Annotated in this window: 9 protein-coding genes; 1 reads left to right on the top strand and 8 read right to left on the bottom strand. The window is 72.5% G+C overall.

Annotated elements, in window-relative coordinates; all coding sequences use genetic code 11:
- Nucleotides 1-73: 73 nt before the first annotated feature.
- From ADK65_RS01330 to ADK65_RS01300, 7 genes are all read right to left on the bottom strand, one after another.
- On the bottom strand, nt 74-1,429 hold the full coding sequence (locus tag ADK65_RS01330; protein WP_053667883.1) for an ABC transporter substrate-binding protein: 1,356 nt from the start codon (nt 1,427-1,429) through the stop codon (nt 74-76).
- A gap of 86 nt (nt 1,430-1,515) precedes the next feature.
- Nucleotides 1,516-2,817, bottom strand: coding sequence for a sugar ABC transporter permease (locus ADK65_RS01325; protein ID WP_107092195.1), 1,302 nt, complete (start codon nt 2,815-2,817; stop codon nt 1,516-1,518).
- Nucleotides 2,814-3,593 (bottom strand): ATP-binding cassette domain-containing protein, encoded by a 780-nt coding sequence (locus ADK65_RS01320; protein ID WP_053667881.1) that lies wholly within the window; start codon nt 3,591-3,593, stop codon nt 2,814-2,816. The genes ADK65_RS01325 and ADK65_RS01320 overlap by 4 nt, the downstream gene beginning before the upstream one ends.
- Nucleotides 3,594-3,607: 14 nt before the next feature.
- Nucleotides 3,608-4,690, bottom strand: a complete 1,083-nt coding sequence (locus ADK65_RS01315) for a substrate-binding domain-containing protein (protein WP_053667880.1) — start codon at nt 4,688-4,690, stop codon at nt 3,608-3,610.
- Nucleotides 4,690-7,506, bottom strand: coding sequence for a SpoIIE family protein phosphatase (locus tag ADK65_RS01310; protein WP_234352763.1), 2,817 nt, complete (start codon nt 7,504-7,506; stop codon nt 4,690-4,692). The genes ADK65_RS01315 and ADK65_RS01310 overlap by 1 nt, the downstream gene beginning before the upstream one ends.
- 431 nt (nt 7,507-7,937) lie before the next feature.
- Nucleotides 7,938-9,626 (bottom strand): murein biosynthesis integral membrane protein MurJ, encoded by a 1,689-nt coding sequence (murJ, locus tag ADK65_RS01305; protein WP_053667879.1) that lies wholly within the window; start codon nt 9,624-9,626, stop codon nt 7,938-7,940.
- 126 nt (nt 9,627-9,752) lie between these two features.
- Complete coding sequence (locus ADK65_RS01300; protein ID WP_078955746.1) at nt 9,753-10,844, bottom strand: lytic polysaccharide monooxygenase auxiliary activity family 9 protein; 1,092 nt, start codon at nt 10,842-10,844, stop codon at nt 9,753-9,755.
- A gap of 349 nt (nt 10,845-11,193) precedes the next feature.
- Between ADK65_RS01300 and ADK65_RS01295 the strand changes: the two genes are divergently transcribed.
- Entirely contained in the window at nt 11,194-11,604 is a 411-nt protein-coding gene (locus ADK65_RS01295; protein WP_053667878.1) for an MmpS family transport accessory protein, read from the top strand.
- 13 nt (nt 11,605-11,617) lie between these two features.
- Here the strand turns inward: ADK65_RS01295 and ADK65_RS01290 are convergent, their stop codons facing one another.
- Complete coding sequence (locus ADK65_RS01290; protein ID WP_053667877.1) at nt 11,618-12,604, bottom strand: acetylxylan esterase; 987 nt, start codon at nt 12,602-12,604, stop codon at nt 11,618-11,620.
- Between the last annotated feature and the right edge of the window lie 138 nt (nt 12,605-12,742).

Here is a 12,742-nt window from a genome sequence, read left to right as displayed (position 1 = left end):
GTTCGAGGGCCGCGTCCCCGGGTGACCGGGGGCGCGGCCCGCGCCGTTCGCCGGATCCACCGCGCAAGCCGCTTCACTCGCCGCGGTACTTCGCCGCCGCGGCCTGGGCGAGGTCCTGCGCCTTGTCGAGGGCCGCGTCCACCGACTGCCGGCCGGCGATGGCGGCCGCGATCTGCTCGGAGACCGCCGTCCCCAGCACGGCGAACTCGGGGATGCCGAGGAAGCCGATGCCGGTGTAGGGGCGGGGGCCGACGCCCGGGTCCTTCGGGTCGGCGGAGTCCGTCGCCGCCGTGTACTCCTGCCGGTACCAGGCAGCGGCGGCCTGCTGGTACTCGGGCTTCTCGTACAGCGACCTGCGGTTCCCGGCGGGGGCCGCGGTCCAGCCCATCTCCTGGCCGACCAGCTCCTGGAACTGCTTGGAGGAGGCCCAGGAGATGAACTCCCACGCTGCGTCCTTGTGCTCCGACGCCTGCTGGATGCCCCAGGCCCAGGTCCACACCCAGCCGGCCTTGTCGGTCTTCTCGTGCGGGGCCGGGACGTAGCCCACCTTGCCCTTGACCGGGGAGCTGTCGGCCTCGATCGACGAGGCCAGCGACGTGGCGTCGTACATCATGGCGCACTTGCCCTCGACGAAACGGTCCAGGATCTCCAGCACGCCCATCCGCTCGGCGCCGGGCTGGCCGTGGGAGCGGAGCAGGCGGACGTAGAACGCGACGGCCTTCCTGAACTCCGGAGAGGTCAGCCGGGCGTTCCAGTCCATGTCGTACCAGGCGCCGCCGAAGGTGTTGACGACCGTGTTGATGGGGGCGAGGTTCTGGCCCCAGCCGGGCAGGCCGCGCAGGCAGATGCCGCTCGCGCCCTCCGAGCCGTCGACCCGGGCGGCGAGGTCGGCGACCTGCTTCCAGGTGGGTTCCGCCGGCATGGTCAGCCCGTCCTTGCGGAACAGGTCCTTGCGGTACATCAGGAAGGAGCCCTCGCCGTAGAACGGCTCGGCGTAGAGCCTGCCGTCCTCGCCGGTCAGCGAGGACGCCAGGTTCTCGAAGACGTCGTCCTGGTCGAAGTCCTCATCGGCCTTCACGTAGGAGTCCAGCGGGGCGAGCCAGCCGTTGTCCGCGTAGATCGGCACCTCGTACGCGCTGACGCTGGCCACGTCGTAGGTGCCGGCCTGGGTCGCGAACTCGCGGTTCATCTTCTGCCGCGCCTCGTTCTCCGGGAGCAGCGTGTAGTCGACGGTGATGCCGGTCTGCGCCGTGAAGTGCCTCTTGGTGAGCTTCTTCAAGGTCTGGATCTGCGGCACGTCCGTCGCGAGCACGCTGAGCTCGGCCTGCTCCTCACCGCCGGGCAGATCGGCGTCACCGCACCCGGCGAGGACCAGTCCGGCCGCGACCGCGACGGCCACGGCCGCCTGGGCGAGGCGGCTGCGTTTCATGACACCTCGGCCCCTACCCACCTTTGCTCTTTATTAGGCATTACATGGGAAAAGGCATAGACAGGTTCATTCCGGGCAGGGCGCGGTCACGGTCGGCCTCCTCGCGCCTGGGCACGTCTGGACAACGCGTCGGCCGCCACGGCGGCCAGCAGCACCCCGCCGGTGATCATGAACTGCACGGCGTCCTGGACCCCCAGCAGCCCCATCCCCGAGGCGATCGACTGGATCACCACCACACCCAGCAGCACCGACCAGGGCGAGCCCCGCCCGCCGAAGAGACTGGTCCCGCCGATGACGGCCGCCGCGATGGCGTTGATCAGCAGCATCCCCGAACCGGCGGCCCGGGCCGTCGTGGGGCTCGCCGAGGTCAGTCCCGACGCCACGAACAGCCCGCCGAAGGCGGCCAGCGTCCCCGACACCATGAACATCGCGACCCGCACCCGCTCCACCCCGATCCCGGCCCGCCGCGCCGCCTCGACCCCGCCGCCGAGCGCGTACACCCGCCGCCCGTAACGAGTGCGGCGCAACAGGTAGTCCGAGACGACCAGGACCACCAGGAAGATCAGCAGCGCCAGCGGCAGCCCCTGGAACCGGTTGAGGGTGTGGGCACCGGCGAAGGCGACCACCGCGAGCAGACCGGTGCGCATCCCGATGTCGCCCTCCGTCCGGTAGGGCATCCCGGCCGCCCGGTGGCGGCTGCGCCGGCGGTGGGCGGCCAGGAAGTACCCGGCCGTGCCGAGCGCGGCGACCGCGTACGCCACCAGGTCGTTGCCGAAGTGCCGGCTGGTCAGGGAGGCGACCAGGCCCTCCTCGTCGATGTTGATCGTGCCGCTGGCACCCAGCAGGTAGAGCGTCAGGCCGTTCCAGATCAGCAGTCCGGCCAGCGTCACCACGAACGCGGGCACACCGAGCCAGGCGTGGAAGAACCCGTGGAAGGCACCCACGGCCGTCCCCACCGCCACCGCCACGATCACCGCCAGCCACTCCGGCACCCCGTGGTTCACGTTCAGCACGGCGAACGCCGCCCCCGCCAGGCCGCTGACCGAACCGACCGACAGATCGATCTCCCGGATCAGCAGCACGAACACGATCCCGACGGCCACCAGCCCGGTCCCGACGATGTCCACGCTGAGGTTGGACAGGTTGCGCGGCGAGAGGAACTTGTCGTCCAGGCCCTGGAACACGATCCAGATCACGAGCAGCCCGGCGAGGACCAGCAGCGGCCCCCGCTCCCCGCCCCGCACGCTGCCGCGGACCTCCAGTGCGTACTGGCGCACCCCGTCGCGCCACCCTCGGGTGGCGGCCTGTTCGCGATCCGTGGTGACCGGCCCGGCGCTGCCCGGCCCCGCCGGTCCGCCGTCCGGGTGCGGCCCGCCGCCGCGGCTCACGGCCACGCCCCTTCGTCGCCCTTGGAGCGATGGGCCACCGCGTTGTCCGCCGCCCCCGTGACAGAGGAGATGATCTGCTCCTGGGTCACGGTGCTCACGTCGAACAGACCGTTGTTGCGGCCCAGCCGCAGCACCGCGACCCGGTCCGCGACGGCCTTGATGTCGCCCATGTTGTGACTGATGAGGATGATCGCCATACCGCGGTCGCGGACCTCCTCGATCAGGTCGAGCAGATGGCTGGTCTGCTCCACGCCGAGGGCGGCGGTGGGCTCGTCGAGCAGCAGCACCTTGGGGGCGCCCATCAGCGAGCGGGAGATCGCGACGGCCTGCCGCTGCCCGGCCGACAGCACGGCGACCGGCACCCGCACGTCGGGGATGCGGATCGACAGCGCCCGCATCAGGTCACGGGCCCGGCGCTCCATCTCCACCTCGTCGAGGACGCCCACCCGGTCGATCTCACGGCCGAGGAAGAGATTGCCGACGACGTCCAGGTTGTCGCACATGGCGAGGTCCTGGTAGACGGTCGCGATGCCGAGGGCGTGGGCGTCGTGCGGGCGTTTGATCTGCACGAGGCGCCCCTCCCACTCGATGACGCCCCGGTCGGCGGGGCTGACCCCGGAGATCACCTTGACCAGCGTGGACTTGCCCGCTCCGTTGTCACCGGCCAGGGCCACCACCTCACCGGCCCGGACCTGCAGGTCGACGTCCACCAGCGCCTGGACACCGCCGAACCGCTTGGTGATGCCACGCAGGGCCAGGACGGGGGGATGGGCCACGGGGACCACCTCGCTCACCGGGTGAGCCCGGCGCGGACACAGGCCGAGCGGAACTTCGGGGTGCAGATCTGGTCGAGCGTGTAGACACCGTTGCGGACGAGCGTCCGGCCGATCGTCTCGCGCGTCACGGCGGTGGGCGTGAGCAGGATCGCCGGGACGTCCTCGGTCGTGGGACTGTCCACCTTCGTCGTGACCAGGGAGTCGATGTCGTTGCCGCGGGCCAGGGCGACGGCCATCGCGGCGGCCGCCTCGGCCTCCTGCCGGAACGGTTTGTAGACGGTCATGTACTGCTCGCCCTGGACGATGCGCTGCACGGCGTCGAGGTCGGCGTCCTGCCCGGTGACCGGGGGCAGCGGCGTGACACGGGCGCTCTTGAGGGCCGAGATGACACCGGCCGCGATGGAGTCGTTGGCCGCGAGCACCCCGTCGATCGCGCCCGGGCCGAGGGCACTGATCGCGGCGGACATGTGGTCGTGCGCGTTCTCCGTGCGCCACCCCACGGTGTCGTACGACTTCAGGATGCGCACCTCGTCCTTCAGGACGGACCGCGCCCCGCCCTGGTACCAGGCGGCGTTGGGGCTGGACGGGTCGCCGTTCACCATGACGACACCGCCACCGTCGGCCCTCGCGCCCATGCCCTTCAGCAGCTCCTGGCCCTGGAGTCTGCCGACCTCGGCGCCGTCGAAACTGACGAAACCCGAGATCGGGCCCTCGGCGAGGCGGTCGTAGGCGACGACCGGGATGCCCTCGCGCTGCGCCGCGTGCACCGAGGAGCGCAGGGCCTTGGGGTCGACGACGTCCAGGAGCAGCGCCGAGACGCCCCGGGTGATCATGGAGGTCATCTGCTGCCGCTGGCTGCCCGCGTCGTTCTCGGCGTTGGCGTACACGACCCTGCACTCGGAGCACAGCTCCCCGATCCGCTTCTCGATCAGGGGCCGGTCCCACTTCTCCCAGCGGGGCACCGCCCGGCTCGGCAGCAACAGCCCGATGGTCAGCTCGCCCTCGCCCTCGCCGCCACTGTCCGCGCACGCGGTGAGGGACACGGCGAGCAGGACCGCCAGCAGCCCGGCGGCACCGCGCAGACCCAGGCCGCGCATCAGGGGCCTCCCTCGTGGGGCCGGTCCGGGTGAGGGGGCGCGGGTGGCTCCGCGGCCCCGTCACCGATGTGCTCCATGGCCCGGTCGAGACCGACGGCCTGCTCGCCCTCGCGTCCCTCCGTCCGGTCGTCGTCACGGGACCGGCCCTGGTCACGGGTCTTGCGGCGGTCCCGGTTGCGGCCCAGGCCCCAGGTCCGGTCGCGGCCCAGGCCCCAGACGCGGCCCGGTCTGCGCTCCTCCTCCGGCTCGCTCTCCGGTTCCTCGTCGGGCTCCTCACCGGGCTCGCTCTCCCGGCGCGTGACGACGATCTCGCTCCACACCTGCTTGCCGCCGCCCACCGGCACCGAACCCCAGGCCGCCGACATGGCCTCGACCAGGAAGAGGCCCCGCCCGCCCGTCGACTCCCAGTCCACGACCACCGGTTTGGCCGGTGCCCGCGGTGAGGAGTCGTTCACGGTCACCCGCAGCCGGTCCGCCGCCAGGGTCAGCTCCACCCGGACCGCGCCCTGCGTGTGCACCAGCGCGTTGGTGACCAGCTCCGACACCACCAGCAGGACGGTGTCGGCCTCGGCGGCGATGCCCCAGGAACGCAGCGTGCGCGCACTGAACCGGCGGGCGTGCATCACCGCGTCCGGCAGCCGCCACACCACCCAGCCCGCCCGCACCGGCCGTACCCGCATCCCGTCGTAGCGCAGCAGCAGCACCGCCACGTCGTCCTCACGCCGCCCGGCCTCTCCGAGCAGCTCGTCGGCCATCCGTCCCGGGTCGGCGGGATCGGCTGCGGCGAGCGCCTGGCGCACGAGCCGCATCCCCTCGTCCACCTGCAGGTCCGCCGACTCGACCAGACCGTCCGTCACCAGCGCGAGCACCGATCCCGGCGCCAGCGCGAGGGCCGTCAGCGGGAACTCCGCCTCCGCGAGGACGCCCAGCGGGAGTCCGCCCTCGACCGCGATCTCCTCGGTGCCGCCGTCGGGGTGCCGCGCCAGCGGGGCCAGGTGCCCGGCCCGGACGAACAGCGCGTTGCCCTCCTCCATGTCCAGCTCGACGTAGCAGCAGGTGGCGAACAGGTCGGTCTCCATGCCGACGAGCAGACGGTTGGCGTGCGCGACGACCACGTCGGGGGGATGGCCCTCCACGGCGTAGGCGCGCACCGCCGTACGCATCTGGCCCATGATCGTCGCGGCCCCGGCGCTGTGTCCCTGCACATCCCCGATCACCAGGGCCACCTTGCTCTCCGACAGCGCGATCACGTCGTACCAGTCGCCGCCCACCTGGAGACCGCGCCGGGCGGGCAGATAGCGGGCCACGGCCGTGCCCCCGGGCAGCTTGGGGAGCCGGCGCGGCAGCAGGCTGCGCTGGAGCATCGTCGCGAGCTCCTGCTCGGCGTCGTAGGCGTGCGCGCGTTTGAGGGCCTGCCCGACCAGGCCGGCGGTGGCGGTCAGCAGAGCCCGCTCCTCGGGCGCGAACTCGTGCGGGGTGTCCCAGCCGACCAGGCACACCCCGGCCACCCCGCTCCTGGCCGGCAGCGGCAGCACCGCGAGCCCGCCGGGGCCCACCCCGGCGAGCCCTGGTTCGAGGGCGGAACCCGCCGGCCACAGGCTCATCCGCCCGTCCCGCAGGGCCGCCTGGAGCGTGGGCAGGGCGGACACCGGCGCGTCGGGCCACTCCGAGCGCCACTCACGGCGCCACAGCTCCGGCCAGGCACCGGCACCCGGCGGGTCGAGCACGGTGACCGCCAGCCGGTCCTCCAGCAGCTCGGCGAGTGCCACCCGGTCGGCACCCAGCGGCTCGCGCAACGCGGCGACGACGACCCGGCTGACGTCCCGTACGGTCGTGGCGTCGTCGAGCGCGGCCGTCAGCCACTGGATCCGGGCGACGTCGCTGGCACTGCGGCGCAGCACCGGCGCCGCGCTCACCACGCCCAGCACCCGTTCGGGAGCGCCGTCGGGCCCTTTCAGCACCCGGCAGTTCAGCCGCAGCCAGCACAGTTCACCGGTGGGCCTGCGGATACGGAACTCCAGCTCACGACGGCCCGGCGCCTGCGCGGACGGCTCGATGACCGACATCAGCGCGGGGACGTCCTCCGGCACGCTGACCGAGAGCAGGGTGTCGGTCTTGCCGTCGAAACCGCCCTCGGGGATGCCGACGAGTTCGAGCAGCGCCGGGTCGGTCTCCACCAGCCCGGTCCCGGGCGACAGGGCGAAGGACCCGACTCCCATGGCGCGCAGGGCCGGATCCAGCAGCGGTGAGGGCGCCGTCCGGTCGGCCTCGCCGCGCAGCCGCTCGGCGACGGCCTCGGCGTACTGCTCCAGGAACTCCCGCTGCTCGGACCCGAACCCCTCCCCGGCCTCTCCCACCACGACGAGACACCCCAGCCAGCCGCCCGCGGCCCCCAGCGGCAGGGCTCCGAGCGGGACGGAGGCGGGCGCACCGTCCGTCCCTCCGGCGAGCACCACACCGGCGAGCCACACGGGCCGGCCCCGCAGATAGGCCTCGGCGACGGCCGGGCCACCGCCTTCCGTCCCCGGGCCCGCAGGGGTGCCGCCGGGACCGGCACGACTGGAAGGGGCGGGGGAGGGGGCGCCGGGGGCACCGACGTCCTGCGCCGGGCCGCTGCGACCGCTCGATGCCGGCCCGCCGGAACCGCTCGGGGCGCGATGCCCGGGTCCGGCGGGCGACGACGCGGATCCCGCGACGGGAGACTGCCCCGGAAGCGGGACCACCACCCGCCCCGGCAACCGGTACCGCTGCTCCGCCCCGGCGCCGACAGCCTCCACCAGCCGCAGCTCGGCCCCGTCTTCGACGCGTACGTACACCGCCGCCAGCGTCACCCCCGCGAACGCCAGGAGCCGCGCTCGCGCGGCCGGTTCCGTAGCGGGGCGAGGCGGACCGGGGCCCCCGTTCCCCGGCGCCCGAAGACCGGGGATCGCGGCCCGGGCATCGCCGTAGTGGGGCATGTCCGCATCCACCTCCCGTCCATGCCGCAGCCACCGGCAGGTGGGAGTCCCCGGAACTCAGGCGACGACGCGGGCACGGGAGCGGCGGCGCGGGGTCGCGCCTCCCATGGCGGATCCACGCCGCACACGAGCGGCAGGGCACCCACACACAGAATCGCACACCTGGATAATTGAGACATATGGGGCGCCCGGCCTGGTGCGCTCCGCATGCCCGGCGGGGCCGGTCGCCCGGTCGGCACTCCGGCAGCCGCTCGGCTGAGGCGGCGCCGCCCGGCCGGATCCCGCCGCCGTCACCGCCGGAGGGCGAAGCCGCGGAGTTCGTCGACCTTCATCACGCGGGACAGGGCGAGATACACGGTCGCCATCACGGCCGTTCCGGCAGCCAGGCCCAGCGCGGTGGGAAAGGTGCCGTCGCCCAGCGACGTGGCGCAGGCGCGGGCCGCCCCCCAGCCCGGCGCCGCGGCGAGGGCGGCGGCGCACAGCAGTTTCGTGTACGTCCGGCGCACCTCCCCGTCGTCGAGCCGGCCGCCGAGCCTCCCGCGCAACCGCCGCGCCGTGATCACCAGCCCTGCCAGGTACGACACCGTGTAGGCGCCGGCCATGCCGGTCACCGCCCAGCGCGCGGGCAGCAGCAGGTGGCAGCAGCCGGCCAGCGCGATGTTCACCGCGGCGATCCACGTCGCCATGAAGAACGGGGTGCGGGTGTCCCCGAAGGCGTAGAAGCCCCGCAGGAGGAGGTACTGCGCAGAGAACGGGATCAGCCCGAGCCCGAACGCCTGGAGCATCTGCCCGAGCGGCTGGGCGGTCGCGGCGTCGGCCGCACCGTGGGCGAACAGCAGCGTGGAGATCTGGGGGCCCAGAGCCAGGAAGAGGAACCCGGCCGGCACGACGACCACCCCGGTGACCCGCAGCGCCCGCGAGAGGTCGGCACGCAACTCGGGGATCCGGCCCTCGGCGGCGGCCCTGCTCATCCGCGGCAGCAGCGCGGTCACCAGGGAGACGGTCACGATCGACTGCGGCAGCATCCAGATGGTCTGCGCGTACATGTAGGCCGAGTAGCCGGCACCGGCATCCGGCAGCGCCTGGTCCGCGGCGTTGGCGAAGTTCGTCACCACGGTCAGCGCGACCTGGTTGACCAGGACGAACAGCAACGTCCACTTCGCGGCGTGGACGCTCTTGCCCAGGCCCGCGCCCCGCCAGTCGAACCGCGGCCGGAACCGGAAACCCGCGGCGCGCACGAAGGGGACCAGCGCAAGGGCCTGGAGGGCGATGCCGGCCGTCGTGCCCCATCCCAGCAGCCGCACCTGCGTCGCGGTGATGTCCGCCACCCGGTCCGGGACCGCCATCAGCCCCAGGTACACGCCGAACATGCCGATCAGCACGACGTTGTTCAGCACCGGCGTCCACATCATCGCGCCGAACTTCTCCCGGGCGTTCAGCACTTGCCCCAGGATGCCGAACAGGCCGTAGAAGAAGATCTGAGGCAGCAGGAACCGGGCGAAGACCACTGTCAGTTCGAACGCCTCATGGCCGTCGGCGGTGTCGCGCATGTACAGGCCCACGATCTGCGGTGCGGCCCACACCGCCGGCACCGTCCCCACGGCCAGGACGCACACCACGAGCGTCACCAGCCGCTGCTCGTAGGCCCTGCCGCCGTCGGCCTCGGTGGTTCGCGCCCGCACCAGTTGCGGCACCAGCACGGCGTTGAGCGCACCGCCGATGAACAACGTGTACAGGCTCGTCGGCACGGTGTTGGCCGTGTTGTACGTGCTCGCCAGCAAACCCGTGCCCAGTGCCGCCGCCTGAAGCACCTGCCGGATCAGGCCCGTCGCCCGGGACACCATCGTGCCCAGGGCCATCAGCAGGGACGAGCGGGCCGCCCCGCGCCGCTTCCCCCGGCCGCCTGTCTCCGGCCGTTGCTCTCCGGCTCGTCCGTTCGTGGCCGCCGAGTCGCTCGCGGCCTTCGCCCCCTCCATCATGGCGCCAACCTATGTCGCCGGGAACGCGGGGAGGGTACCGGCCCTCAGCCCGGCCCGCCCGGAGCGTGCCGTGGCGACGGGCCCGGTCACCGTCGCCCCGGTCACCGGGCCCGCCCGTCCGGCGGTTCAGCCCACCCTGCAGGGCAGGCTGCTCGTACTGTCACCTCCCGCCCCGGAGACGACGTATCCGAACGTCGTGCTCTTGCCCGGTGCGAGAGAGCCGTTCCAGCCCGCGTTGTGGACCATCACCGCCTGGCCGTTGTAGGTCGCGCTGCCGCTCCACAGACTGTCGACCTTCTGGCCCGCCGGGAGGGTCCAGTCGACCATCCAGCCGAGCATCGGGACCGTGCCGGTGTTGGTGACGGTCACCTCGGACTGGTGGCCGCCGTTCCAGGTGCCGGTCGTCCTGCGGGTGGCCGTGCAGGTGCCGGGGACCGGCTCGGACGGGGTGCCCGGCTGCTTGATGCCGGTCACCTCGCCGTTGCCGCCGTCGAACACGACGTCGGAGCAGGAGTAGAAGGTCTCCTGGCTGTCGGAGCGCTGCCAGACCATGTAGATGATGTGGCGGCCCGACTTGCCGGCCGGCAGCTTCCCCGTCCAGGAGTAGTTGGCCTCGACCGTGCCCGGGGAGCCCTTCAGTGCCGGGTGGTCGACGCTCAGGAACGGCCGCTCCTCCATGTCGTTCCAGGTGAGCGTCCTGGTCGGGTCGAAGCCGTCCTTGGTGATGTAGACGTAGAACCAACCCGGGTGCGCGGCCCAGGCGTTGTACGAGAAGTCGACGGTCGCGCCCGAGGTGAGATGGGTGAGCGGCCAGTCCTTGCTGGGCGTGTTGAACCCGGTGAAGTTGGTGTTGCCGCCGCTGCACAGCTCGCCGTCCGGTACGAAGCCCCGGGTGCGGCCGGCGCCGTCCGAGCGGAGCACCGAGAACCAGTTGTAGAACGGCGTGGTGCCGCTGACCTGCTGCGCGCCTCGGCAGGCGGGATTGACCGGCTTGATCTCGCCGGTGTCCGTCAGGCCGTCCTGCCAGCACAGGAAGGTGCGGCTGCCGGGCTTCATGGGGGTGCCGTGCGCCTCCGCCTCGCCGCCGGAGGTCATGACCAGGCCGATGGCCGGGACGGTCACGAGGAGGGAGAGCAGCACGAGGAAGAGGGCTCTGGCCCGGGAGGGGAGCGCCGGTCGGGGCAGCGCGGATCCCCCCGGCCTCTTTGTCGCGATCATGACAGCACCATCCGTTCGTGGGGTACGGACCTGCGGATGTGCGGGTGTTCGGATGTGCGGGGTGGGGGCGGCTCGAGGGCGGGTTCCGGTCCACCGTGATGGGAGCGCTCCCACCCCGCTGTTGCGGAAGTTAGCGCCCGGCGGCACAGATGTAAACGGCTCCGGAAGGAGGCTCTGGACCGGATGCCCCTGCCGGTGTGCCGAATGCCTTCGCCGGCGAGGGTGCGGGTGTGTGACGGCCGGCCGTCACCGGCGATCGCCCAACAGGTCTGCGCGTAAAGCGAGTTGACTTTACCTGCCCTTTGCGGTTGGCTGCGGGACTCGACCGTCGTGATCCGGGGGGATCCCTTTGAAGCGCAGCCTTCGCGCCGCCGTCTGTTCCGTCGCCGTCACCGGTCTCGCGCTCGGCCTCACCGCCTGCTCCGAGGCGGTCGACCAGGTCGACAAGGCCGTCGACGAGACGTACGAGGTCACCTACGAGGTGACGGGGGAGAACGTCGACTCGATCGAGTTCCACGGCGGCGGGGGCAAGGCCATGGATCCGAAGATCGAGTCGGTGTCGAAGCCCGAACTGCCCTGGAAGAAGACGGTCACGCTGCGCGGCATCATGCCGGCGGCGGTCATGCCGGTCGCCGCCGACCCCGAAGGTTCCCGGATCACCTGCAAGATCATCCACAAGGGCAAGGTGATCGAGGAGCAGAGTGCCGGGGGCCTGGTGACCGCCGGCGGCTGCACCGCGGAGTCTCCGGTCGCGGGGTGACCCCGGGGGATCGTCAGCCCAGCACCCCGCGCAGCCAGTCCAGTTGCCGCCGCACCTGCACCGCCTCGCCGCCTTCGTGCCCGTTGAACGGATAGGCGTGGATCTCCTTGCGCGGGTCCGTGCCGGTCAGTTCGGCGTAGCGGTTGAAGGCGGCGTATGCCCCGCTCGGCGGGCACACCGTGTCCCGCAGGCCCACCCCGAAGTGGGCCGGGGCCTGCGCGCGGCGGGCGAAGGAGACACCCTCGACATAGGACAGGGTCCGGAAGGCGGCACGCTCGGCACCCCGGTGGACGGACAGGTAGGAGGCGATCTCGCCGTAGGGCCCGGCGTCCGTGAGGGCCAGGGCGCGCCGGATCCCGCACAGCAGCGGCGCCGTGGTCAGCAGTGCCGCCAGTCCGGGCACGAGCCCCGCGACCGCCAGGGCCAGTCCGCCTCCCTGGCTGTTGCCCACGGCGGCGATCCGCCCCGGATCGACCCCCGGCAACTCCCGTACGGCCGCGACGGCACGCACCGCGTCCGTGATCAGACGCCGGTAGTGATAGTCCTCGGCGGCGAGCAGCCCGCGCACCGCCGGCCCGGGCCCGCCCGGTGCGACGGCGTGCGGATCGGGGGTGTCGCCGCCGCACCCGTACTGGTCGCCCTGGCCGCGGTTGTCCATGAGCAGGTGCGCGTACCCGGCGTTCACCCACGTCAGGCGCTCGTGCGGAAGGCCGCGACCGCGCCCGTAGCCGGCGAACTCGACCACGGCGGGCAGCGGTTCGTCCGTCCCGGCGGGCCGGCTGAACCACGCGCGCACCGGGTCGCCCGCGAAACCCCGGAACGTCACGTCCCAGGTCTGCGTCAGCCGAAGGCCCGTCTCCACGGGCCGCACCGACACCAGAGGTTCCGCCTCCCCGGCCGCCGTCAGGGTGTCCTGCCAGAACGCGTCGAAGTCGGCGGGCTCCTCGATGTCCGGGCGGTGGCGCTCCAGTTCGGTCGGTGGCAGGTCGAAAGCCGGCACAGCAGCACCTCGCAGGAGTCGGTGGTCATCCAGAAACTTGCGGACGGGCAAGGGTGAGTGACTCCGGAGTCATACCCAGCTCCGATGGGCTTCCAACGCGCCCCAAACGTCCCGCCCGAGTGGCGCAGCACCCATTGA

The organism is Streptomyces sp. NRRL B-1140, from assembly GCF_001280065.1.
GTDB lineage: Bacteria > Actinomycetota > Actinomycetes > Streptomycetales > Streptomycetaceae > Streptomyces.
The sequence above is the reverse complement of the archived record's forward strand: the minus strand, read 5'-3'. Positions and strand labels throughout refer to the sequence as shown.

What these genes read in the sequence shown, in the direction of transcription:
- ADK65_RS01300 (WP_078955746.1), bottom strand. Translation starts at nt 10,844, where the DNA reads ATGATCGCGACAAAGAGGCCGGGGGGATCCGCGCTGCCCCGACCGGCG.
- murJ (WP_053667879.1), bottom strand. Translation starts at nt 9,626, where the DNA reads ATGATGGAGGGGGCGAAGGCCGCGAGCGACTCGGCGGCCACGAACGGA.
- ADK65_RS01315 (WP_053667880.1), bottom strand. Translation starts at nt 4,690, where the DNA reads ATGCGCGGCCTGGGTCTGCGCGGTGCCGCCGGGCTGCTGGCGGTCCTG.
- ADK65_RS01330 (WP_053667883.1), bottom strand. Translation starts at nt 1,429, where the DNA reads ATGAAACGCAGCCGCCTCGCCCAGGCGGCCGTGGCCGTCGCGGTCGCG.